The sequence below is a fragment of the Litoreibacter ascidiaceicola genome, assembly GCF_900129235.1.
GTDB classification, from domain to species: Bacteria; Pseudomonadota; Alphaproteobacteria; order Rhodobacterales; family Rhodobacteraceae; genus Litoreibacter; species Litoreibacter ascidiaceicola.
Map to the genome: position 1 here is coordinate 418,570 of NZ_FQUV01000002.1, position 23,272 is coordinate 441,841.

General features: G+C 57.4%; 26 protein-coding genes and 1 tRNA gene. 22 read left to right on the top strand and 5 right to left on the bottom strand.

The features are described from left to right. Window positions 1–93 precede the first annotated feature (93 nt). The 10 genes from iscR to BUB72_RS05205 all read left to right on the top strand — a co-directional run bounded on the left by iscR (window position 94) and on the right by BUB72_RS05205 (window position 8,386). A complete protein-coding gene (gene iscR / locus BUB72_RS05160; RefSeq protein WP_073141299.1) occupies window positions 94–555 on the top strand; it encodes a Fe-S cluster assembly transcriptional regulator IscR in 462 nt (153 codons plus the stop codon). A 2-nt stretch (window positions 556–557) separates the two neighbouring features. Next, entirely contained in the window at window positions 558–1,601 is a 1,044-nt protein-coding gene (locus BUB72_RS05165; protein WP_073141302.1) for a cysteine desulfurase family protein, read from the top strand. Window positions 1,602–1,618: 17 nt separating this feature from the next. Beyond that, complete coding sequence (gene sufB, locus BUB72_RS05170) at window positions 1,619–3,145, top strand: Fe-S cluster assembly protein SufB (RefSeq protein ID WP_073141304.1); 1,527 nt, start codon at window positions 1,619–1,621, stop codon at window positions 3,143–3,145. Window positions 3,146–3,257: 112 nt separating this feature from the next. Then, window positions 3,258–3,824, top strand: coding sequence for a hypothetical protein (locus BUB72_RS05175; protein ID WP_073141306.1), 567 nt, complete (start codon window positions 3,258–3,260; stop codon window positions 3,822–3,824). A gap of 79 nt (window positions 3,825–3,903) precedes the next feature. Beyond that, entirely contained in the window at window positions 3,904–4,659 is a 756-nt protein-coding gene (gene sufC / locus BUB72_RS05180) for a Fe-S cluster assembly ATPase SufC (protein ID WP_073141308.1), read from the top strand. Beyond that, window positions 4,659–5,936, top strand: coding sequence for a SufB/SufD family protein (locus tag BUB72_RS05185; RefSeq protein ID WP_073141310.1), 1,278 nt, complete (start codon window positions 4,659–4,661; stop codon window positions 5,934–5,936). The genes sufC and BUB72_RS05185 overlap by 1 nt, the downstream gene beginning before the upstream one ends. 3 nt (window positions 5,937–5,939) lie before the next feature. Next, the gene (locus BUB72_RS05190; protein ID WP_073141312.1) at window positions 5,940–6,428 is read left to right on the top strand and encodes a YIP1 family protein; all 489 of its coding nucleotides are present in this window, start codon (window positions 5,940–5,942) and stop codon (window positions 6,426–6,428) included. After that, a complete protein-coding gene (locus tag BUB72_RS05195) occupies window positions 6,428–7,024 on the top strand; it encodes a Yip1 family protein (protein ID WP_073141314.1) in 597 nt (198 codons plus the stop codon). The genes BUB72_RS05190 and BUB72_RS05195 overlap by 1 nt, the downstream gene beginning before the upstream one ends. Continuing rightward, window positions 7,017–8,237, top strand: a complete 1,221-nt coding sequence (locus BUB72_RS05200) for a cysteine desulfurase (protein ID WP_073141316.1) — start codon at window positions 7,017–7,019, stop codon at window positions 8,235–8,237. The genes BUB72_RS05195 and BUB72_RS05200 overlap by 8 nt, the downstream gene beginning before the upstream one ends. Before the next feature lie 72 nt (window positions 8,238–8,309). Continuing rightward, window positions 8,310–8,386, top strand: a tRNA-Arg gene (locus BUB72_RS05205). Window positions 8,387–8,526: 140 nt separating this feature from the next. Here BUB72_RS05205 and mepK read toward each other — a convergent pair. Next, complete coding sequence (gene mepK, locus BUB72_RS05210; RefSeq protein ID WP_175549121.1) at window positions 8,527–9,096, bottom strand: peptidoglycan L,D-endopeptidase MepK; 570 nt, start codon at window positions 9,094–9,096, stop codon at window positions 8,527–8,529. A gap of 359 nt (window positions 9,097–9,455) precedes the next feature. On the opposite strand from mepK, the gene BUB72_RS05215 reads away from it, so the two are divergent. From BUB72_RS05215 to BUB72_RS05230, 4 genes are all read left to right on the top strand, one after another. After that, window positions 9,456–11,039: a L,D-transpeptidase family protein gene (locus tag BUB72_RS05215; protein ID WP_245814726.1), complete on the top strand. Its 1,584-nt coding sequence runs from the start codon at window positions 9,456–9,458 to the stop codon at window positions 11,037–11,039. Window positions 11,040–11,111: 72 nt separating this feature from the next. Next, on the top strand, window positions 11,112–12,176 hold the full coding sequence (locus tag BUB72_RS05220; RefSeq protein ID WP_073141320.1) for a UDP-3-O-(3-hydroxymyristoyl)glucosamine N-acyltransferase: 1,065 nt from the start codon (window positions 11,112–11,114) through the stop codon (window positions 12,174–12,176). Between the two features lie 66 nt (window positions 12,177–12,242). Continuing rightward, a complete protein-coding gene (locus tag BUB72_RS05225; RefSeq protein ID WP_073141323.1) occupies window positions 12,243–12,509 on the top strand; it encodes an acyl carrier protein in 267 nt (88 codons plus the stop codon). A gap of 3 nt (window positions 12,510–12,512) precedes the next feature. Next, window positions 12,513–13,724 (top strand): beta-ketoacyl-[acyl-carrier-protein] synthase family protein, encoded by a 1,212-nt coding sequence (locus BUB72_RS05230; RefSeq protein WP_073141325.1) that lies wholly within the window; start codon window positions 12,513–12,515, stop codon window positions 13,722–13,724. On the opposite strand, the gene BUB72_RS05235 is transcribed toward BUB72_RS05230, so the two are convergent. Beyond that, window positions 13,717–14,718 (bottom strand): GlxA family transcriptional regulator, encoded by a 1,002-nt coding sequence (locus BUB72_RS05235; protein ID WP_073141327.1) that lies wholly within the window; start codon window positions 14,716–14,718, stop codon window positions 13,717–13,719. The two genes, BUB72_RS05230 and BUB72_RS05235, sit on opposite strands and share 8 nt — an antisense overlap. A 172-nt stretch (window positions 14,719–14,890) precedes the next feature. Here BUB72_RS05235 and BUB72_RS05240 point away from each other — a divergent pair, with 172 nt between their 5' ends. Next, on the top strand, window positions 14,891–16,261 hold the full coding sequence (locus BUB72_RS05240; RefSeq protein WP_073141329.1) for a class II 3-deoxy-7-phosphoheptulonate synthase: 1,371 nt from the start codon (window positions 14,891–14,893) through the stop codon (window positions 16,259–16,261). A gap of 49 nt (window positions 16,262–16,310) precedes the next feature. On the opposite strand, the gene BUB72_RS05245 is transcribed toward BUB72_RS05240, so the two are convergent. Next, the gene (locus tag BUB72_RS05245) at window positions 16,311–17,009 is read right to left on the bottom strand and encodes a PAS domain-containing protein (RefSeq protein WP_073141330.1); all 699 of its coding nucleotides are present in this window, start codon (window positions 17,007–17,009) and stop codon (window positions 16,311–16,313) included. 188 nt (window positions 17,010–17,197) lie between these two features. On the opposite strand from BUB72_RS05245, the gene BUB72_RS05250 reads away from it, so the two are divergent. The 3 genes from BUB72_RS05250 to BUB72_RS05260 are packed head-to-tail and all read left to right on the top strand — an operon-like array spanning window position 17,198 to window position 19,250. Continuing rightward, entirely contained in the window at window positions 17,198–18,082 is an 885-nt protein-coding gene (locus BUB72_RS05250; RefSeq protein ID WP_073141331.1) for a YicC/YloC family endoribonuclease, read from the top strand. A gap of 2 nt (window positions 18,083–18,084) precedes the next feature. Further along, a complete protein-coding gene (gene gmk / locus BUB72_RS05255; RefSeq protein WP_073141333.1) occupies window positions 18,085–18,726 on the top strand; it encodes a guanylate kinase in 642 nt (213 codons plus the stop codon). Then, a complete protein-coding gene (locus BUB72_RS05260) occupies window positions 18,723–19,250 on the top strand; it encodes a gamma carbonic anhydrase family protein (protein WP_073141335.1) in 528 nt (175 codons plus the stop codon). Before gmk ends, BUB72_RS05260 begins: the two co-directional genes overlap by 4 nt. On the opposite strand, the gene BUB72_RS05265 is transcribed toward BUB72_RS05260, so the two are convergent. Beyond that, entirely contained in the window at window positions 19,247–19,897 is a 651-nt protein-coding gene (locus BUB72_RS05265) for a histidine phosphotransferase family protein (RefSeq protein ID WP_083588573.1), read from the bottom strand. The two genes, BUB72_RS05260 and BUB72_RS05265, sit on opposite strands and share 4 nt — an antisense overlap. Before the next feature lie 25 nt (window positions 19,898–19,922). Here BUB72_RS05265 and BUB72_RS05270 point away from each other — a divergent pair, with 25 nt between their 5' ends. The 3 genes from BUB72_RS05270 (at window position 19,923) to olsA (ending at window position 21,782) form a co-directional block, all read left to right on the top strand. After that, window positions 19,923–20,072, top strand: a complete 150-nt coding sequence (locus tag BUB72_RS05270; RefSeq protein WP_425435152.1) for a DUF3553 domain-containing protein — start codon at window positions 19,923–19,925, stop codon at window positions 20,070–20,072. A gap of 79 nt (window positions 20,073–20,151) precedes the next feature. Next, window positions 20,152–20,934, top strand: a complete 783-nt coding sequence (gene olsB, locus BUB72_RS05275) for an L-ornithine N(alpha)-acyltransferase (protein ID WP_073141339.1) — start codon at window positions 20,152–20,154, stop codon at window positions 20,932–20,934. After that, window positions 20,931–21,782 carry a lyso-ornithine lipid O-acyltransferase gene (olsA, locus tag BUB72_RS05280; RefSeq protein ID WP_073141341.1) on the top strand — a complete coding sequence of 284 codons (852 nt, stop codon included), beginning with the start codon at window positions 20,931–20,933 and terminating at the stop codon, window positions 21,780–21,782. Before olsB ends, olsA begins: the two co-directional genes overlap by 4 nt. Here the strand turns inward: olsA and BUB72_RS05285 are convergent. Further along, a complete protein-coding gene (locus BUB72_RS05285; RefSeq protein ID WP_073141343.1) occupies window positions 21,742–22,383 on the bottom strand; it encodes a thiamine phosphate synthase in 642 nt (213 codons plus the stop codon). The two genes, olsA and BUB72_RS05285, sit on opposite strands and share 41 nt — an antisense overlap. 114 nt (window positions 22,384–22,497) lie before the next feature. On the opposite strand from BUB72_RS05285, the gene BUB72_RS05290 reads away from it, so the two are divergent. Beyond that, entirely contained in the window at window positions 22,498–23,271 is a 774-nt protein-coding gene (locus BUB72_RS05290) for an RNA methyltransferase (protein ID WP_073141345.1), read from the top strand. Window position 23,272 lies beyond the last annotated feature (1 nt).

Here is a 23,272-nt window from a genome sequence, read left to right on the forward strand (position 1 = left end):
TTGCCCGAGCGAAGTCGCTGGACAGGTCAAACTGAGTTAAGGTCTGAGCCTGCTATCGTCAACGAAATTCGCCTATTTTCGAGGGATTACGCGATGAAACTCAGCACTAAAGGCCGCTACGCGATGGTCGCCCTTGCCGACCTTGCCCAAAGCACGGATGGCGGGCTGGTCTCGTTAGGTGAAATTTCCAAACGCCAGGATGTCTCGCTGCCGTATCTTGAGCAACTTTTTGTGAAGCTGCGTCGTGCTGGTTTGGTTGAATCCGTGCGCGGTCCGGGGGGCGGGTACCGTCTGGCGAAGTCTCCCAACGCCATCCGCGTGTCCGAAGTTCTGGAGGCGGTGGACGAGACCGTGAGCGCCATGCACACGGGTGCGGGGGCCTCCGGTGCCTCATCCGGTTCCAAGGCGCAAAGCATGACCAACCGTTTGTGGGAAAGCCTGTCGGCGCATGTCTACGTGTTCCTGCACCAGACACGTTTGTCAGATGTCATCGAGAACGATTTGACCCCGTGTCCGGCTGTACCAACCCTGTTTACTGTGGTGGACGAGGTCTGAGCATGTCGCGCGTCTACCTTGACTACAACGCGACCATGCCGCTTGTGCAGGCGGCCCGCGACGCGATGATCGCGGCGATGGACGTGGCCGGTAATCCGTCCTCCGTCCATGCCGAAGGGCGTGCTGCGAAGGCCGTCGTTGAGCGTGCGCGCGCGCAAGTTTCTGACGCCTTTGGCGCGTCCGGTGCCGATATCGTGTTCACGTCGTCTGCAACCGAAGCCGCGGCCCTTGCTTGCGCAGGGCGCAACTTGCAAAGCGCGGCTGTCGAACATGATGCAGTTGGCGCTTGGACGTCCTGCGACTTGCCTGTTGATGCAAAAGGTAAGGTTACCGTGTCTGATCCGACCAACAGCGCGCTGCAACTTGCCAATTCCGAGACGGGGGTTTTGCAAGGCCTGCCAGAAGGCTTAGCGCTTTCGGACATGACGCAGGCATTTGGCAAAATACCCGTCGCCTTTTCTTGGTCCGGCGCGCAGATGGCGCTTATCTCGGCCCACAAGTTGGGCGGCCCGAAGGGGATAGGGGCTCTGGTCCTGCGTCAGGGGCTTGATGTTCAAAGTCAGATCAAAGGCGGCGGGCAGGAAATGGGGCGTCGTTCCGGCACGGAAAACGTCATCGGCATCGCAGGATTTGGTGCCGCGGCTGAAAAATCAGTGCGTGAATTGGCCGATGGAGTCTGGGACCGGGTTGCGGAACTTAGAAATATTCTAGAAAAGGCCATTGAGGCTTCCGCAAAGAATACTATTTTTGTCGGGAATGAGTCGGAAAGGCTGCCAAACACCTCCTGCTTCGCGACACCGGGCTGGAAGGGTGAGACGCAGGTGATGGCTATGGATCTCGCTGGTTACGCAGTATCTGCCGGATCAGCCTGCTCCAGCGGCAAGGTCAAAGCCAGTCAAGCGGTGGCGGCCATGGGATACGACGAGACGGTTGCAACAAGCACGTTGCGCGTCTCGCTTGGACCCGAGACGACGGAAGAACAAATTCTTCGCTTCGCGGATGCGTGGCTGAAGGCAGAACGAAAATTTCACGCCAAGGCGGCGTGATAAGCAAGGAGACAGACATGTCGCTTGAGGAAGTCGTAGACAACGTCAAAGAGGGCGTAGATCAGGACACCGTAGATGCGGTCCGCGAAGTGGGCGGCAAGTATAAATACGGCTGGGAAACCGAGATCGAGATGGACTACGCGCCGAAAGGCCTGAGCGAAGACATCGTGCGCCTGATCTCCGAGAAAAACGGCGAGCCGGAATGGATGCTGGAATGGCGTCTTGAGGCCTATGCCCGTTGGGTCAAGATGACCGAGCCAACGTGGGCGATGGTCCATTATCCGCAAATCGACTTCCAAGACCTCTATTACTACGCCTCGCCAAAATCCATGGCCGAGAAACCGAAGTCACTGGATGATGTCGACCCCAAGCTGCTGGAAACATACAAGAAGCTGGGCATTCCACTGAAAGAGCAGATGATCCTTGCGGGTGTGGAAGGCGCGGAAGAATTGACCGAGGCCCCGCGCAAGGTGGCCGTGGACGCCGTGTTCGATTCCGTGTCTGTCGGAACGACATTCCAAGCGGAATTGAAGTCGAAGGGCGTTATCTTCTGCTCCATCTCGGAAGCCATCAAAGAGCATCCTGAGCTGGTGAAGAAATACCTCGGCTCGGTCGTCCCGCAGTCGGACAACTTTTACGCGACGCTGAACTCTGCCGTGTTCTCGGACGGGTCCTTCGTCTACATCCCGCCGGGCGTGCGCTGCCCTATGGAATTGTCGACCTATTTCCGTATCAACGCTGAAAACACCGGCCAATTCGAGCGCACGCTGATCATCGCCGACAAGGAGTCCTACGTCTCCTACCTCGAAGGCTGCACGGCACCTATGCGCGACACCAACCAGCTGCACGCGGCAGTGGTGGAACTGGTGCTGCTTGAAGACGCCGAGATCAAATATTCCACTGTCCAGAACTGGTATCCGGGCGATGAAGAAGGCAAGGGCGGAATTTACAATTTCGTCACCAAACGTGCGGATTGCCGTGGTGATCGCTCCAAGGTGATGTGGACGCAGGTGGAAACCGGCTCTGCGGTGACTTGGAAATACCCAAGCTGCATTCTGCGCGGTGACGACTCACAGGGCGAGTTCTATTCCATCGCCATCGCCAACCATTTCCAGCAGGCCGACACCGGCACCAAAATGATCCATCTGGGCAAGCGCACCAAGTCGCGCATCGTGTCCAAGGGGATTTCAGCGGGCAAGGCGCAGAACACATATCGTGGGCTGGTTTCCATGCATCCGAAGGCCAAGGACTCGCGCAACTATACGCAATGCGACAGCCTGCTGATCGGCGACAAATGCGGCGCGCACACGGTTCCCTATATCGAGGTGAAAAACAACTCTTCGCGGGTCGAGCATGAGGCAACCACCTCCAAGGTCGATGACGATCAGGTCTTCTACTGCCGCCAACGCGGCATGGATGAGGAGGCCGCGGTCGCGCTGATCGTAAACGGCTTCGCCAAAGAAGTGCTGCAAGCATTGCCGATGGAGTTCGCCATGGAAGCGCAGCAGTTGGTCGCGATTTCGTTGGAAGGGTCGGTGGGGTAAACCCTGCCAGCAAAATCGTCTTAAAGGATGCATCAAATCTCCAGTTTCTTGCCATATTCTGGCCCGGTTGCCCCCCTAGCTTTGTCCGTGATTACGGATGGAGGGGCGACCTATGAGCATGGCAGATACAAGCTTTCAGGCACGGTTGGATCGGATCAGCTCGGGCCAAGGTTATGTGGCCGAGGGGCTATTGGGCACGGGCGAGTTGAACAAAATTCGCACGCGCCAGCAGAATGGCAAGGGGCCGGTTCCGGTTGCGACCTTGGGGATTCAGGAAAAGAAGAAGTTTCCGGTCAAGAAGGTTGTCGTCGCCCTCATTCTGGGGGTGATTTCGTTCTTCGGCGGAACCTTGGCGACGTTTCATGCGACCCAAGGTGTGGCCACGGACTTCGACAACTTCCGCCTGCTGGTAGAAGCTTTGGGGCCGCTAGGCATGTCCGCGATACTGGCGTTTTTCCTGCTTTACGTGTCGGGCCTGCGGTCCTTCATGCTGGTCTGCGTCATCATCGCAGGCTTCTTCGCGACACACTTCGCCGAGCCACATATGGCGCGCGCAGCACCAAGCGTTTGGACGCAGATGTATTCGGTGGAATATGCCGACGCACTAAAATTCAAAGCCTTCGCGCAAACCACGCAGTGGGGCTTAGCTCCACCGCCGGAACTTGCCGTCACAGAATAAACGAAACATCGAATGCACTTACACGCGCCTCACATGGGTTTCCCATGTGGGGTTGCTCCTGTTGAAAGAGAGAAAAATCATGTTGGAAATCAAAAACCTGCACGTACAACTTGAAGATGAAGACAAGCAGATCCTCAAAGGGGTGGATTTGACGGTTGGCGCGGGCCAAGTGCACGCGATTATGGGGCCAAACGGCTCTGGAAAATCCACGCTGTCTTACGTTCTGTCTGGCAAAAGCGGCTACGAAGTCACCGATGGCACGGCCATGTTGGGCGATGTGGATTTGCTCGATTTGGACCCGGAAGAACGCGCCGCAGCCGGCCTGTTTCTCGCCTTCCAGTATCCCGTCGAGATTCCGGGTGTTGGCAACATGACATTCCTGCGCACGGCGGTGAACTCGCAACGCAAAGCGCGTGGCGAGGATGAAATGTCCGCGGGAGACTTTCTGAAATTCATTCGCGAAAAGGCCAAAAGCCTGAAGATCGACGCTGACATGCTGAAACGCCCCGTCAATGTCGGCTTCTCCGGTGGTGAGAAAAAGCGCAATGAAATCCTGCAGATGGCGATGCTTGAGCCGAAGATGTGCATCCTGGATGAAACGGATTCCGGCCTTGATGTTGATGCGATGAAGCTGGTGGCCGAGGGTGTGAACGCGCTGCGCTCCGAAGGTCGGTCCTTCCTTGTGATCACGCACTACCAGCGCTTGCTCGACCATATCAAACCTGACGTGGTGCATATCATGGCGGATGGTCGGATCATCAAATCCGGTGGGCCGGAGCTTGCTTTGGAAGTCGAAAACAACGGTTATGCCGATTTGCTGGCAGAGGTGGCCTGATGACAGTTGCTTCCAAAATTGCGGCCGACCCGCGCCTAGACGGCTTGACGGTTCCGGCAGGTGGCTGGCCGACAGCCGCGCGGTCCAGTGCATTGATGCGTTTGCAGACAATGGGCTTGCCCGTAAAGCGTGATGAATACTGGCGCTACACTGATCCTTCGGCTTTGGTCTGTGAGGCTCCGTTGCCTTGCGATCCGTTGCAAACCAGCACACCGATTTTCGGGACGGTCGACAAAACGCGCCTCGTTTTCGTGGATGGTGTGTTTGACGCGGATCAATCCGATGCCCCTGAATTGGCCGGCGTGGAAATCACGCGCTTGTTCGAAGTGAATGATCTGGATTTGCATTGGGCGCAGGGCCTTTACGGCAAACTTGAAGAGGCGGGGCAAAGCCCTGTCGCGCGCCCATTGGCCGCTCTGAACACCGCGCAGGCGACCGAAGGTATGTTGGTGCGTGTCACCGGTAAGCCGGAAAAGCCTTTGCACATCTCCTACCGGCAATCCTCCAAAACGTCCGAAGCGATCTTGCATCATGTGATCAAGGTCGAAGCGGGCGCAGAATTGACGCTGCTGGAAACCGGAACTCCGGGCGCACGCAGCAACGTCGTTCTTGAGGTCGATATTGCCGATGGCGGCACACTACACCACGTACGCCCGCAAGGTCGGGCGCATGGACGTCATGTCGCGACACATCTTTTTGCCCGCGTTGCAACCGAGGCGACCTTGAAGTCCTTTACGCTGTCGCTCAACGGGCAGCTGACCCGCAACGAGATCGTCACCGAAATCGTTGGCGATGACGCGGCAGTGCATGTTGGCGGTGCTTGTGTCGGTGACGGCGACGCGTTCCATCACGATGACACGGTTTTTATCACCCATGACGCGGTGAACTGCGAAAGCCGTCAGGTGTTCAAAAAGGTGCTGCGCAACGGGGCCACTGGTGTGTTCCAAGGCAAGATTCTTGTGAAAGCAGGGGCGCAGAAAACCGACGGCTACCAGATCAGCCAAGCCCTGTTGCTGGATGGCGATAGCCAGTTCCTTGCAAAGCCGGAACTGGAAATCTACGCGGATGACGTTGCTTGCTCTCACGGGTCGACCTCTGGCGCGATTGACGAGGATGCGATGTTCTATCTCCGCTCGCGTGGTGTGCCAGAGAAGGAGGCCCAGAACTTGTTGGTCATTGCTTTCCTTGGCGAGGCGTTGGACGAGATCGAGAACGAAGACTTGGCCGCAGACCTGCAAAGCCGTCTTGAGGCGTGGTTCTCGCGGCACAGCACCTAAGCGATGTCGACGGCACAAGCCATATTCCGCAGCTACCGCGCCCCGCGTGCGGTCGCGCGGGACTTTCGCGCGGCGGGGGCTGATGAGGCCACAGGGCTGGGGTGGTTGTTTGCCGCCTGCATCCTGTTCTTCATCGCACAGTTGCCCGGCTTGTCGCGCACGTCGCATCTCAGCGACGGGGAGATGCCGTTATTTGGTTTGGCGCTTGGTACGTTTTTCGGGACGATGCTGTTGGCTCCAATTCTCTTTTACGTCTTGGCCAGCCTCAGCCATTTCATGGCAAATGCGCTCGGAGGGCAGGGGAGCATCACTGACGCGCGCTTGGCGATGTTTTGGGGGCTGCTTGCCTCTGCCCCTGTCGTTTTGTTCCAAGGGCTTGTGGCCGCGCTGATCGGGCCAGGGCAACAAGCCACACTTGTGGCTCTTGCGTCTTTTATGGTTTTTCTTTGGGTCTGGCTGAATAGCCTGATCGAGCTGGAAGGCGCACCCTGATGTTTTCATTCCTACTGAACCTCGTCGGCCAAACTTTGCGCCGACCGAAACGCGCCGCGGAAACTGTGCTTGCACTTGATCTGGATCGCAACGCGCTTTGGTCCGCGCTTGGATTGGTGTCAGTCGTCTCGGTGCTGTTTACCGAGTTCACGATGCTGTTTGTCCCGTCCGAGATGATCGTTGAAGATGGACCGTTTCCAAGCAGCCCGCTTCTGCTCGGGCTGGTGATCTGGGGCTTGTTGGTCGTTTCGGTGTTCATCACTCACTATATTGGCCGTGCCTTCGACGGTCGTGGTGAGTTAAAAGACAGCTTGAAAACCGTAATCTGGATGCAGGTCGTTCTGTTGGCCTTACAGGTCGTGCAGATCGCGCTTTTCCTGATCTCTCCGGTGATTGCGATCCTGTTTGGCTGGGTCGGCGCGCTGTATGTGTTTTATATTTTTCTCGAGTTTGTACGGGCATTGCATGGGTTCCGATCGCTGGGATTGGTCTTGGCCGGGGCTGTTGTTTCCCTGATCGGTTTGATGTTCGGCATTGCGCTGGCGATAGGCCTGATTGCAGGAATTTTCGGATTGGAGTTGGGTGCAAATGTATGACGTCCAGAAAATAAGGGCAGACTTCCCCATCCTGAGCCGGACGGTGAATGACAAGCCGTTGGTCTATCTCGACAACGGGGCATCGGCGCAAAAACCGAAAGTTGTGATCGACGCAATCAACCAAGCTTATGCCCATGAATACGCGAATGTTCACAGAGGCTTGCACTATCTGTCCAATCTGGCGACGGACAAATACGAGGCTGTGCGCGGCAAAGTCGCGTCGTTCTTGGGGGCGAAGTCCGAGGACGAAATCATCTTCAATTCCGGAACCACCGAGGGCATCAATATGGTGGCCTACGGATGGGCAGCACCTCGTATGGAAGCCGGTGACGAGATCATCCTGAGCGTGATGGAGCACCACGCAAACATCGTTCCTTGGCATTTTCTGCGTGAACGCCAAGGTGTGAAACTGGTCTGGGTCGATGTGGACACAAACGGAGATCTTGACCCGCAAAAGGTGATCGACGCGATCACCCCGCGCACCAAACTGATCGCCGTCACACATATGTCCAACGTGTTGGGCACGGTGGTCGACGTGAAAACCATCTGTGACGGGGCGCATGCACGCGGTGTTCCCGTGCTGGTGGACGGCTCCCAAGCTGCGGTTCATATGCCCGTTAACGTCGCTGATCTGGGCTGCGACTTCTATCCTGTCACCGGTCACAAACTCTATGGTCCGTCGGGCTCTGGCGCGATCTATGTGAAGTCCGAACGGATGGCCGAGATGCAGCCGTTTATCGGCGGTGGCGATATGATCCGCGACGTCCATAAAGACGAAGTGATCTACAATGACGCCCCGATGAAATTCGAGGCTGGAACCCCCGGAATTGTCCAGATGATCGGTATGGGGGTCGCGCTTGACTACATGACGGGGATTGGCATGGACAACATTGCCGCCCACGAACGCACCTTGCGGGACTACGCGCGCTCGCGGCTGGATGGGTTGAACTGGCTGAACGTGCAGGGGCAGTCGGCAGGTAAGGGCGCTATCTTCTCATTCACCTTGGACGGAGCGGCCCATGCTCATGACATCTCGACCGTCCTGGACAAAAAAGGTGTCGCGGTTCGGGCTGGCCAGCATTGCGCGCAACCTTTGATGGAGCATTTGGGGCTTACGGCCACCTGCCGCGCGTCTTTTGCGATGTACAACACGCAAGCCGAGGTCGATGCGCTGGTTGATGCGTTAGAGCTGTGCCACGAGCTGTTTGCCTGATTTGACCCCAAGCCGAAGAAGTTCTTATTTGGCGTTGCGGCAGCTCGAACGCGCTTGTATAGCCATGCGCAGGCACCCGTAGCTCAGCTGGATAGAGCGCTGCCCTCCGAAGGCAGAGGCCAGAGGTTCGAATCCTCTCGGGTGCACCATTTTCATCAACTGTCACTCGGACGTAGTTTTTTGTCAGCGCTCCAACGCGGATCGGGATATTCAAAGCTAGATGCTTCGCATAAAAAAAGCCGCCCTCACGCGAGGCCGGCTTTGTAGAGCAGATGCGGGTAGCTTTAATCTACCGGCCCCAAGACCGAACAGGACCGCAATCCATGTGGACAAAGTTGGAGCTGGAATAACGGCCTACACCACCAGCCGAACACGATGCAGCAGCACGTGAAATCTGGCCAACTGACCGTGAAGACAGGCGCAGATCGGCAGCCTGACCCTTCATGTGTAGGGAATTCTTGGCAACACCACGCGAGCGGGACCGCAACATCGCATTGGTTTTAGGGGAGCGGTAGCCAGACAGCAGCATGTAGGGCTCGGAAATACCCATCAAATTGTGGGAGGCGGTCATGATGTCGATTGTGCGGGTGTCCATGTTGATGGAGCTGTTCTGCCGCCAGTCACGCATGAAATAATTGATCTCTTTCAGGGACTCTTTGATGTATTCGCCTTCGATCCAGTAGATCATGTCGATCTTCTCACCGGTGCGGCCTGAATACATTTTCAGGCGACGGACATCACCTGCGCCTTTGAGGAAACCGAAAGCTTTGGAGTAGACTGGTGCAGCCGTAAGTGTCGTTGCTGCGAATGCGCCCAAGATTGCACGCCGCGTGATTAATGCGGATTTGGTATTGCTCATGGTTATTGCCTGTCCCGTAGTTACCCTAGACCGCTGCCACGGCCGTCGTCTTTTTTGGTCCCCAGATGGGAACCCTATGCCACACCTTGATTCTTTTACCAAGTACACTCTGAAAGAGAGGCATTAATAAGGTGGAAATAGGCGAAATTTTGCGCATCTGTCTTTGCGCTGCATCAAGTCATAAGACTGCCCAACAAGGACCCAAACGGTGACCTTATCGCAACGTGGCAAAAAAAAGGCAGCTTTTCCTCTGGATTGTGAATGGACTCTCGGAGGGTGCTGAAATGTAGTCTGACGAAATTGTTTTTTGTATTTTGAGGTAAACTGCCATGACCCTTTCTCCGACCAGACGCTCGACGATGAAGCTGATAGCCGCGGGCGCGGTTGGATTCGTCTTGCCAAATTTCGTTGGGGCAAGCCGTGCAGATGCTGCGGTAACGGCGCTCAAGCAAGCGATTGCCGAAGCCGCCGCCAAAGATGAGGCGCTGTCCGCTTTCTACCGCGAACGAAACTACAAGCCGGTATTCGTTGGGAACGGGGACGGACGTCGCCGTGGAGCCTTGCTCAAAGCGCTTGCTTCTGCTGGCGATCACGGTTTGCCAATAGGGGCCTATGACGCCGCTGGCCTGAAGGCCGCGATGAAAGCTGCGAAAACACCAAGTGATCGTGGTCGCGTAGAAGTGATGGCCGCAACCCGGATGCTGGATTATGCAGATCACCTGCGGTCCGGTGTCCTGACCCCGCGCCGCATTGATAGCCTGTTGGTGATGGATGTGCCTCGCTACGACCGCGCGTCCACCATCGACGCATTCTCCAAATCAAACCCCGCCGCGTTTCTGAAAAAGATGGCTCCGCGCAAACCGGAATATGTCCGCTTGCAAAAGGAAAAACTTCAGTTGGAGAAACTGCTCGGCAAGGGCGGTTGGGGCGATAAGGTTCAGGCAAAATCTTTGAAGCCCGGTCAGTCCGGTGGCGCAGTTGTTCAGCTTCGCAACCGTTTGATCCGTATGGGATATATGCGAAAATCCGCGACGCAAAGCTATGATGTGAAGATGCAATCCGCGGTTCAAAAGTTCCAAATCAACCACGGGCTTTCACCAGATGGCGTTGCAGGTGCATCGACAATTGCGCAGGTCAACAAGGATGCGCAGGACCGCCTACAGCAGGTGCTGGTAGCAATGGAGCGTCAGCGTTGGAACAGTCGCCCGCTGGAGAAGAAACATGTTTGGGTAAACATTCCCGACTTCCACGTCGATATTATGAAAAACGGTAAGTCGACCTTCCGGTCGCGTGTGGTTGTGGGCAAGAACACCTCTGATCGCCGGACGCCGGAATTTTCCGACACGATGGAGTTCATGATCATCAACCCAAGCTGGTATGTTCCGCGCTCGATCGTGACCAAAGAATATTTGCCACTGATGCAACGCAACAAAGGCGCTGCTGGCCAGCTTCAAATCATTGGTCGCAATGGCAAACCTGTCAGCCGCAGTTCGATCAACTTTTCGCAGTATAACGCGAAGAACTTCCCGTATTCGATGAAACAACCCCCCTCGAAGGGCAACGCTTTGGGGTTGGTAAAGTTCATGTTCCCAAACAAGCACAACATCTATCTGCATGACACGCCGTCCAAGTCCTTGTTTGGCCGTGAGTCCCGGGCGTTTAGCCACGGGTGTATCCGCGTTCACAAGCCGTTCGACTTCGCCTATGCGCTGCTCGCCTCCCAGGAAAAGGACCCCGAAGGGTTCTTCCAATCTGCGCTGCGCACCAAGCGGGAACGCCGCGTTGACCTGCGTGAGCCGTTGCCGGTGCATATCGCGTATTACACGGCATGGGTCGACGCCAAGGGGCAGGCGCATTACCGCAATGACGTCTATAACCGCGACGCACAGATTTTCTCGGCGCTGAGCCGCGCCGGGGTTTCGCTGCGCTCGGTAGCAAGTTAAACCGATAACTACAGGTTTTCGGGCGCGTTGCGGGAGAACCGCAGCGCGCCTTTTCTTTTGTCGGAGCATGTCATGACGGAATTTACCCTGAGCGAAATCGCGACAGCGTTGGGCGCTACGTTAGAAGGCGACGGCGAAATTCGCGTATCTGGCGCGGCTGAGCCAGCGTCGGCTGGTAAGCACCATTTGGCTTTGGCAATGGACCCGAAATACGGCGACGGGCTTGCACAAGGCGCAGCACAGGCCGCGATATTGTGGCAAGGGGCAGACTGGCAGGCGCTTGGGCTGAAGGCCGCAATCTTTGTGCCACGCCCGCGTTACGCGATGTCGGGCCTGACCACGTTGATGGACCCGGGCCCGGAAATCGAGCCGGGCATTCATCCCACCGCAGTTGTCCACCGAAGCGCAAAGATTGTGGATGGGGCGGCGGTTGGACCGTTCGTAGTGATCGGTCGCGACGTGACCATCGGGGCAGATGCCCGCATCGCGTCGCATGTCTCTATTGCGGAAGGATCAACTATTGGTCGCAATGCCCTGATATTGCAGGGAGTTCGAGTTGGTTCACGCGTTCATATCGGTGACAACTTCATAGCGCAGCCGGGCTGCGTAATTGGCTCTGACGGCTTTTCTTTCGTCACACCTGAAAAGAGCGGCGTTGAAAACGTGCGAAAGTCCCTAGGTGATCAGGGCGAGGCTGTACAACAAAGCTGGACGCGCATTCACTCGCTTGGCGGGGTTCGCATCGGCAACGACGTAGAGATCGGCGCGAACTGTGCAATCGACCGCGGCACGATTCGCGATACCAGCATCGGGAACGGCACCAAGCTCGATAACCTCGTCCATATAGGGCATAATGTCCAAGTGGGCGACGATTGTCTGCTCTGCGGGCAGGTGGGAATTGCGGGCTCCTCGCGTATCGGGAACCGCGTCGTGATGGCAGGGCAATGCGGGGTGAACGATAACATTTTCGTCGGGGATGATGTTATTGCAGGCGGGGCCACCAAGATATTTACCAACGCACCTGCGGGGCGGGTTTTGCTGGGTTATCCAGCGGTAAAAATGGAAACCCATATCGAGATGCAAAAGTCCTTAAGACGACTCCCCCGGTTTATGAAGTCTTTGAAACAAGACAAATAGATTGTAGTAAATCGCACCCCGAATGCTTAAATCTTCGGCAACGCGAATAAGACCGAGGGTAGCCTTATGGCCGAGAGCGTCAAAGATCAGGTGATCGCCATCATTGCCGAACAAGCTGTTCTGGAGGTAGGCGACGTCAATATGGACGCCACGCTGGAAGATCTTGGGATCGATAGCTTGGGCCTCGTTGAAAGCATCTTTGCCATTGAGGAGGCGTTCGACATTTCGGTGCCGTTCAACGCAAACGACCCGTCCGCCAGCGAATTTGATATCTCGACAGTCAAGAGCATCGTCGGTGCTGTCGAAGGCCTCGTGGCGCAGCAGAAGACCTAGTGCGTGCATAGGGTCGTTATCACGGGGCAGGGCACCATCAATGCTTTGGGGGCTGACGTCGCGCAAACGCTGGACGCGTTCAAGGCGGGGCGCTGCGGGATTGGCGCGCTGGACATTCGCGACGTCGATCGTTTGGCAATCCAGATTGGCGGGCAGGTCAAGAATTACGACCCGAATGCTGAGTTCAACCGCCAGCAGATTGCCCTTTACGACCGCTTTACCCAGTTCTCCTTGCTTGCCGCGCGTGAAGCCATTGCACAGTCGGGGCTGACCTTCTCCGATCAATTGGCGGCGCAAGCCGGCGTTGTGTTGGGCACAGCGGGCGGCGGGATGAACACCCAAGACGAGAATTATCGCGCCGTCTACGAAGAGGGCAAAAACCGCGTCCACCCGTTTGTGGTGCCCAAACTGATGAACAACGCGGCAGCTGCACATCTGTCTATGCAGTACAATTTAAAGGGCCCGTCCTTTACGGTCGCCACGGCTTGTGCCTCCTCAAATCACGCGATGGGGTTGGCGTTTCAGTTCGTGCGGTCGGGTATGACCAAGGCGATGGTCACTGGCGGCTCCGAATCCATGCTGTGCTTTGGCGGTGTGAAGGCGTGGGAGGGCTTGCGGGTCATGTCCAAAGACGCCTGCCGCCCGTTCTCGGCCAATCGCAACGGGATGGTGCAGGGCGAGGGGGCGGCGATCTTTGTCTTCGAGGAATACGAGCACGCCAAGGCCCGTGGCGCCGACATATTGGCCGAAGTCATCGGGTTTGCGATGTCATCGGATGCGGCCGATATCGTGATGCCGTCCAAGCAAGGGGCGGCGCGGGCGATCTCGGGCGCGTTGACTGACGCAGGGCTTAACCCGTCCGACGTGGCCTATATCAACGCCCATGGCACGGGGACCGCGGCCAATGACAAAACCGAATGTGCCGCTGTGGCGGATGTGTTTGGTGCGCATGCGGATCGCTTGATGATGTCGTCCACCAAGTCGATGCATGGCCATGTGATCGGGGGAACAGGGGCGATCGAGCTGCTGGCCTGCATCATGGCGCTGCGTGAAGACGTCGTTGCCCCGACAATAAATTATGAAGAACCCGATCCGGAATGCGCCCTTGATGTCGTCCCGAACGAGGCGCGCGATGCGAAGGTCGATGTTGCCTTGTCCAACGCGTTTGCCTTTGGCGGCATGAATGCGGTTCTGGCGCTGCGAAAACCTAACTGAGCGGACGCGCAGCTTGCGCGCCGCGTTCGCGATACGGTGTCGTGTCATAATGCGCGCGATAGCATTTCGAGAAATGCGATGGTGACGCAAACCCGCAGGCCAGCGCCACATTGATCACGCTCATATCGGTCTGCATCAACAGGTTCCGGGCCTTTTGCAGCCGGATTTCCATGTAATACCGCTTGGGAGACCGGTTCAGGTAGCGCCGGAACAGCCGTTCCAGTTGCCGTGTCGACATGCCGACCTCTTTGGCAAGAAGGGAGGGGCTGATCGGCTCTTCGACGTTGATTTCCATCATCTGGATAACGCGGCTCAATTTCGGATGACGCACACCGATCCGTGTGGGGATCGACAGCCGCTGCTGGTCTTGGTCGGTCCGGATTGAAGAATAAATCTGTTGGTCGGCCACCATGCTGGCAACGTCTTCCCCAAGGTCCGAGGCGATGATCTTCAACATCAAATCAATGGAGGACGTCCCGCCCGCAGTCGTCATCCGGTTGCCGTCCACAACGAACACGGATTTGGTCAGCTCCACATCTTCGAACTCTTCGGTAAAGCTGTCCTGATTTTCCCAATGAATCGTCGCGCGCTTGCCATCCAGCAGCCCTGCGCGGGCCAAGACATAAGACGCCGTACACAGGGCACCGATAACAACCCCGCGCCGTGCTTCACGACGAATCCAGTTCAACAGGCGTTTGGTCGTGGCATCTTGAACATGCGTACCACCGCACAAGATTAGGGTGTCGTCGCGCTGAACTTCGATAAGGTCCATGTCCAACTTGTAGCTGATACCGGACGAGCAGGAGATCGTATCCCCCCCTTCGCCCGCCAAGACCCATTCGTAACTGTCAGGTCTCATGCGGTTTGCAATGCGCAGGGCGTCCACGGCACCGGCAAAACTGAGCATCGTGAAGTTTTCCATCAGCACGAACACGTAGCGTCGCGGCTTTAGTCGTCCCGTCTGAGCCGTGCCCAATGTGTCAGTATGAGCCACGCAGCGGACCTCCCAATCCTGAGGCCTCTTTCTAGAGGCCAAAAAACGACCTTGGCATGTCGATTCCGAAACTCAAGCCTTAGCTGAGTTTTCGACATTGGCAAGCCCTTCGCTGTGCGGTTATACACAGGGCTCAATACTGGTAACGCTATCATAGATGGAGCATATGACCATGGCACAGGCTTGGACTAAGTCGGACTGGCGCAACAAACCACGCGTGCAGATGCCCGATTATTTGGACGCAGACGCCCTAGGGGCCGTCGAGGCCCAACTTGCCAAGTATCCGCCACTGGTCTTTGCAGGCGAGGCGCGGAAGCTTAAATCGTCGCTGGCCGCGGTCTCGCGTGGGGAAGCGTTCCTGCTTCAAGGCGGTGACTGCGCGGAGAGCTTTGCCGAGTTCTCTGCCGACACGATCCGCGACACCTTCAAGGTGATGCTGCAAATGGCGATGGTCCTGACCTATGGCGCCAAGGTGCCCGTGGTAAAAGTTGGCCGCATGGCGGGTCAATTCGCCAAGCCACGCTCGGCCCCGACGGAAGTGAAGGATGGCGTGGAGTTGCCCAGCTACCGTGGTGACATCATCAACGAGCTGGACTTCACACCCGAAGCCCGTATCCCGAATGCCAGCAAGATGCTGCAAGCCTACACACAGGCCGCCGCGTCCCTGAACCTGCTGCGTGCATTCTCGACAGGTGGGTACGCCGACGTGCATCAGGTCCATGCTTGGACATTGGGCTTCACCGAGGGTGAGAAGGCTGCCAAATACCGCGAGATGGCGAACAATATCTCCGCCGCGCTGGACTTCATGAAAGCCGCTGGTGTGACGCAGGAAACGGCCCACACCCTGCAATCGGTGGACTTCTACGTGTCCCACGAGGCGCTTTTGCTGGAGTATGAAGAAGCGCTGTGTCGGATCGATAGCACCTCCGGCCTTCCGGTTGCGGGCTCTGGTCACATGATCTGGATCGGTGACCGCACTCGTCAGCCTGACGGGGCGCATGTCGAATTTGCGCGCGGTGTTCAAAATCCGATCGGTCTGAAATGCGGCCCGACAACCACGCCAGAAGACCTCAAGGTTCTGATGAGCAAGCTGAACCCTGCAAACGAGGCGGGTCGTCTGACGCTGATCGCACGCTTTGGCGCGGGCAATGTTGGCGAACACCTGCCGCGCCTGATCAAAACCGTGAAGGAAGAGGGGGCAAACGTCGTTTGGACTTGTGACCCGATGCACGGCAACACAATCAAATCGTCGACCGGCTACAAAACGCGGCCATTCGAATCTGTGCTGCGCGAAGTACGCGAGTTCTTCGCAATCCACGCATCCGAAGGCACGATCCCGGGTGGTGTGCATTTCGAGATGACCGGCAAGGATGTAACGGAATGCACTGGCGGTGTCCGTGCAGTCACAGACGAGGACCTGTCGGATAGGTACCACACAGCTTGCGACCCGCGCCTGAACGCGTCCCAGTCTTTGGAACTTGCGTTCTTGGTGTCAGAGGAGCTGTCGTCCTTGCGTGAAGCAAGAGAACGCGCAGCGGGCTAACCGCCTTTTGCCAAAAGTCTAAAAAGCCGGGCCTCTGTGTCCGGCTTTTTTATGCGTCCGGATTATCTGTCACCACAAGCCGCAACTGCGGTCGGGGCTCTGCATCAAACGCTTCTTGCGTCTCGGCAAATCCGGCACGCAACGGTGCGGGCGTAACTGGCATCTCGTCAGCCTCGAACTCACGCGTTTGCGCGCCATTGATAAGGCTGGTGACACGAGTTTCCAACACTCGAAAGCGCCTTGGCGCAAGACCGACAACACCTTCAGTCGTGAAGCACCCAATCGCCCGGTCGACGGTGCCTCCATCGCTTTTCAGCGGCAGGATCAACAGACGCGCGCGCAGGCATGTCCCATTCGAATCCTCGGAGACCATTACGTATTCATGAATTTCAGGCTGGGTGAAAACCCGCTCCAACATCGCGGAAAAACGGGCACGGCTGGTTGGCGAAATAAACGAGCGCAGCGGCATGCCACGCACCTCCATCCCCATCAGGTCACAAAGATGCATCCCCGCAAGGCGGAACCGGATCGCGCCAGGCTGAAGGCGCTCCAGAATGAAGCCGTATTCCAAAGCGCCCGTGATTTCGCGCGGGTCAATCTCGGACCTCAGGGGAACCAATCGCCCTCCACGCAGGCTTTCCCAGTAGCCGCGCATCTCGCCGATTGCGGATATGTCGCGCTTGGCTTGATGCTGCCAAAGCGAAACGATCTCGGCGCTTGGCGATGTGGTGTTTTGGTGTTGCGTCATCTGTCTACCCCAGCAGCGGTCTGCGACATGGCCCCCCGGCCACATGGCACACCTGTACCTTTCAATCTCGTCGGTTGTTGTTGACCTCGTGGCTTGCTACCCCGAAGTTGCTAATCATTACCGTTGTCTTAATATGGCACATAGGTTGCCCTAAGTGGGTTTCTAAAGTGTTAATAGGTTAACCCGCTATGATCCGATCCATGACCGCCTTCGCCTCTGAAACCGGCCAAGCGTCCCAAACATCTTGGGTGCTGGAGATGAGGGGCGTGAACGCCAAGGGGCTTGATATTCGTCTGCGCCTTCCCGAACGACTGATGCCGCAAGAGCAAGCGATCCGCGCGAAACTTACCAAGGCGTTTTCCCGTGGCAATATCAGCATGACCCTGCGCCTTGATGAGGATGCCTCCGCCAGTCCGGTGCATCTGGATGAACATGTGCTGGAAAGCTACATCCTGTCCGCGATCCGCGTGCGGTCCATGGCAAAGAACAAAGGGTTGAAGCTGACGGAAGCAAGCGCGCCTGACTATCTTGGGTTGCGCGGCGTTATGCGTACCGACATGGACAACGGCCCGCTGCCAGAGACCGAGATCATGCAAAGTCTGGATGCGGCAATCGCAGGGTTCTCGGCGATGCGGGCGTCCGAAGGAGCAGCGCTCGATGGGGTGTTGCGCCAGCAACTGGCACAGATCGCAGCGCTAACATCCGAGGCCGCACAGCGCGCGGAGGCCCGCAAAGATCAGGTTGCGGCGACCCTTAAAACGAACCTGGCGCGGATCATGGGTAATGTGGACGGTGCCGACCCGGACCGCATTGCGCAGGAACTGGCGCTGCTGGCCGTGAAAGCGGACGTCTCGGAGGAGATCGACCGTTTGACCGCACATGTGGCTGCGGCGGAGGCTTTGCTGGGCAGTGACGGCCCCGTCGGACGAAAGCTTGACTTCCTGATGCAGGAATTCAACCGCGAGGCGAATACCTTGTGCTCTAAGTCAGGCTCGCCAGAGCTGACGCGGGTGGGCCTTGACCTTAAAGCCCTGATCGACCAGATGCGTGAACAAGTTCAAAACGTGGAGTAGCCATGACAGCCCGGCGCGGAATTCTGATCATCCTTTCGTCGCCCTCTGGGGCAGGGAAGTCCACACTGGCTGGGCGCTTGATGAAGTGGGATGACAGCCTGTCGTTTTCGGTCTCTGCAACCACCCGTGCCCCGCGCGATGGCGAACAGGACGGTCGCGAATATTTCTTCCGCTCCCATGACGAGTTCCGTCAGATGGTTGATGATGGCGAAATGCTGGAGCACGCCGAAGTGTTCGACAACCTCTACGGCTCCCCGAAAGGACCGGTCGAGGCCGCAATCAGCGACGGGCGGGACGTCATCTTCGACATCGACTGGCAAGGCGGGCAACAGGTGCGTAACTCGGGGTTGGCCGAGGATGTGGTCTCGATCTTCATCCTGCCGCCGTCCATAGTGGAGCTTGAAAAGCGGCTGCGCTCCCGCGCGCAGGACAGCGACGAGGTGATCGCGGCCCGTATGAAAAAAAGCCGCGACGAGATCAGCCATTGGGCTGAATACGACTACTGCCTGATCAATCATGATATCGACGAAGCTGAACAAGAGCTTAAGGCGATCCTGACCGCCGAACGCCTGAAGCGGTCGCGCCAGCCGGGATTGATGACTTTGGTGCGCAAGCTGAACGATGAATACGAGGCCCGACAATGACCCTCTACATTCTAGACGGTGTTTCACCGCAACTGCCAGAGGGCGATGACTTCTGGATCGCGCCGGACGCGAACCTAATCGGGGATATCCTGATCGAGGAGGCAGCGTCCGTCTGGTTCGGTTCAACCCTGCGGGGTGACAACGAGCGGATCACGGTCGGGCGCGGGTCCAACATTCAGGAAAACTGCGTGTTGCACACCGATATGGGATACCCGCTGGTGATTGGCGCAAACTGCACTATTGGTCACAAGGCCATGTTGCACGGCTGCGTGATCGGCGAGGGGTCTTTGATCGGCATGGGGGCCACGGTGCTGAACGGCGCGAAGATCGGCAAAGGCTGTCTGATTGGGGCGGGTGCCTTGATCACCGAAGGCAAAGTCATCCCTGACGGATCTTTGGTGATGGGCGCACCGGGTAAGGTCGTGCGGGAACTTGATGATCAGGCCCAGAAAGGGCTGATCAACTCGGCCTTGGGCTATCAGGCAAACATGCGGCGGTTTGGCGATGGTTTGAAAGCGCTCTAAAACTCGTATCGCAACGAGACTGCACTGTCGGAATGTCCAGCCAGCGCAGTTTTTCCAAGATGGGCCAATGCGTCTCGAAGCAAGATGAATTGCACTTGCGAAGGTTGAAGCTCTGATGCGTCGGGTGCTGGATTGATCAACAAATTCCACGTCGCGGGATCAAAGCGGATTTTGCTGCCATAGGCCTGCATTTGCCATTGGCCGCGATCACAACGCAGAACGATTTTCCCACCTGCCGGAAGCGTCACTTCCAGACACAACACGGCCAGCAGCGCGATTTTGGCTTCCATGCGGCTGACATCCGATGTTGGCTCCCAGATGACTTGAATGCGTCCGGTGCCGTAACAATCGCTTAGCAATTTGACGATGTCACCGCGCGCCATGCGCTGCCCACCGCTCGCAACCCCGAATGCCAGCCGAAACAAGCGAACGCGGGCATTGGCATTTGCGATGCTCTCCTCGATCAGGCTAAGCTCCGGAGACGGAGGCAAACCGGACATCATGAGCAGTTCCATGCCATTGCTGATTGCGCCGATCGGGCTAATGAGGTCATGACAGATGCGGGAGGCCAGAAGAGATGCGGTGTCCCGAAGGCCTTCTGGCTGCGAAACTTGATCAACGACGTGGGGGTGAGCTTTGTCGGACAATATGAACTCCTTGTTGGAACCCGGAATGCTGGTGCGCAATCCGGCCGAGCCTGATTGGGGCCTTGGACAAGTTCAATCTAACATAAACGGTAAACTTACGGTTAATTTTGAGAATATGGGCAAGATGACATTAGAGAGTGCCAATATTGCACTAACCCTCCAATTCAACAGTTAATGCATTGCCCTTGCAGCATTGCTTTGGGGGGCGGGGGCGCATATTTGCTAGAAGCACCTGAAACCAAGCAGTCTGGCATATGACCCAAGCAGCCCCGCAGTTTGAAACCCGTCTAGCCAAAGACGAAGCCGACCTGCGGGCGTCGCAACATTTGCGGTACCAGGTTTTTGTCGAGGAACTCGGCGGCGATGGCGAGCATGTCGACCACGAAGCCCAGCTGGAACGGGACGCTTTCGATCCTCATTTCGACCATTTGATCCTGCTGGATCATGCCCGCGGCGTCAGTGCCGGGCAGGTGGTGGGCGTTTACCGGTTGCTTAGATCTGACGCGCTGCCAGAAGGCCGCTCGTTTTACAGCGAGGGCGAGTACGATCTTGGCCCCCTGAAGGCCACCGGACGCAGGCTGCTGGAGCTTGGGCGCTCCTGCGTGCATTCCGATTACCGTGGCGGAGCCGCGATGTTCCACCTGTGGCAAGGGCTTGCCCAGTATATCGACACGCACGGGATCGAGGTGCTTTTCGGTGTGGCATCTTACCATGGAACGGATGTCGAGGCGGTCGCGCAATCCATGTCCCACCTGCATCACACGCATCTGGCCCCGCCGGACCTGCGTCCACGCGCATTGGTTCATCAACGCATGGACCTCGTCGCGCCGGACGATATCGACCGCCCGAAGGCGATGAGGGATACGCCGGCGTTGATCAAAGCCTATCTGCGACTTGGGGGTATGGTGGGCGACGGTGCGTTTATTGATCATGAATTCAACACGATAGATGTCTGTTTGGTGATGGACACGGCGCGCATGTCGCAAAAGCACCGAGATATCTATTCGCGTGATCGCGACAGCAAAGGTGCTTTATGAGCACGTGGGACAGCGGCGAAGCACCGCCAAACCTGCGGATAGGTTTTTTTGCGTGGATTCGGGTGATCTTGCGCGGCGTACCGCTTGCACTGCTGGTGTTTGGCGGCCTTGCGATCTTGCTTCTTGTGCGGCTGATCGAGCGTCCCATCCATGGATACCACCGCCCTTGGACACCGCATATCACCCGGATCGTCTGCCGGACGTCTTTTTTCCTGCTGGGCATCAAGTTTCGCTCCGAAGGTCAGCCGATGGCAGAGCGCGGCGCGGTCGTGTCCAACCATTGCAGCTGGCTCGACATCTTCTCGCTGAACGCGCGAAAGCGTGTCTATTTCGTCTCCAAGTCCGAGGTGGCTCGCTGGCCCGGTATCGGCTGGCTGGCACGCTCAACGGGCACCGTGTTTATCGACCGCGACCCGCGACAGGCGCATGCTCAAAAGGAACTGTTCGAGAAACGGCTGTTGGCAGGACACAAGCTGTTGTTCTTTCCGGAAGGCACAAGCTCGGATGGAATTAGAATATTAACATTTAAATCAACGCTCTTCGCGGCGTTCTTCACGCCAGAACTGCGCGATGTTTTATATGTACAACCCGTCACGCTGTCTTATCAGGCGCCGAACGGTGCCGATCCACGGCTATACGGTTGGTGGGGCGATATGGAGTTCGCACCGCATCTTTTGCAAACGCTGGCGGCATCTCCTCAGGGACAGATTATGGTCACCTATCATGGCCCGCTTAAGGTCTCCGAGTTCGACAGCCGGAAAGACCTTGCAGCCGCGTGTGAGAAAATCGTCCGGTCTGGGCTGAAACTTAACCCAGAGGCGCAAGCAAAGCTTTCAACGCAGCGCTAGGATTGTCTTCCCGCCAAATCTCTTCGCCTATGGCAAAGAAATCGGTGTAGGGGGCCAGCCGCTCGACAGCCGCGATGTTGACCGCACCTTCGGCCACGATGGGCAGTTCGATCATTTGCGACCACCATTCAAACGCCTCGGTCTCGGCAATCTGGCCGTCGCCCAAGACAGTTTCCCCAATCGGGCCAAGAGACACATAATCAGCACCGCTTTCGCCGGCGCTCATGCCTTCGTGGCGCGATGGCCCACAGAACGCACCGATCACCGCGTCTGGTCCGATTTCCTTGCGCACGTAGCGCACCGAGCGCGCGCCATCCAGCAGGTGAACCCCGTCAAGACCCAGCCGCTCGACCAGCAGGAAATGGCTGTCGATCACCAAGGGAATGTCACGGGCATGGGCTTGTTCGCGGATCAGATCAGCGGCGCGCGCGATCTTGTCTTCGTCCTTGGTGGCAAGGCTTAGACGTAGGCACGCGGTCTCGCAAGAATCCAGCACTCGCGACAGGGTGTCCGGAAAGCTCGACAGCTCGAATTCGGGCGGGGTGATCAGGTAAACCTGTGGGGTTTCCGGGCCCTCTTGGGCAGTTTGGTTCTGGGCCATGGTCGTCTCCGCCGTTGTTTGGCCCGTCATAGCGGGGGCTGCGGGCGCTCACAAGGGTGTTGCGGGGCAGCGCGTGCAGCCCTAAACCCTGCCTCACCTATTGATAGAGGCCACATGTCCGGTACCGACCACCAATGCCAAGCCCCGTGGGGCGGCGCGCAACCGACCGTTGTGCTGATCGCGCCGCAAATGGGCGAGAATATCGGCTCCGCCGCGCGGGCGATGTGGAACTTCGAGTTGCAACGGATGCGGCTGGTCACCCCGCGCGATGGCTGGCCGAACCCTGCCGCCGTCGCCACGGCTTCGGGTGCGTCGCGGGTTCTGGAACATGTGCGTGTTTTCGACAGCACAGCGGATGCATTGGCCGACATGGACTATGTTTTTGCCACCACCGCACGGTCCCGCGACCTGACCAAACCGGTGATGACGCCAGAACGCGCGATGGAGCATGCACGGGCGATGACATCAGCGGGAAAGCAAGTGGGCATCATGTTCGGGCCAGAACGGGCAGGTTTGGAAAACGTCGACATCGCGCAGGCCAACGCGCTGATCTCGGTTCCGGTAAACCCCGGTTTTGCGTCGCTGAACCTTGCGCAATGCGTTTTGCTGGTCGCCTATGAATGGCGCCGCCAATCGGGCAAGGACGCGCCGGAGGTGGTGGAGATGGCCGGAACGGAATTCGCCACACAAGTTGAGGTCGAGAAGCTCTACGAGCACTTCGTTCAACGGCTCGACACGGCGAAATTCTTCTACCCTGATCACAAAGCGGATTCCATGCGGCTCAATCTGCGCAACATGTTGTCACGTCTGCCGATGACGCAGGCCGACATCCAAACTTTCCACGGAATGCTGCGACAGTTTGTGCGGTGGAAAGAACGCGGCGATTGAC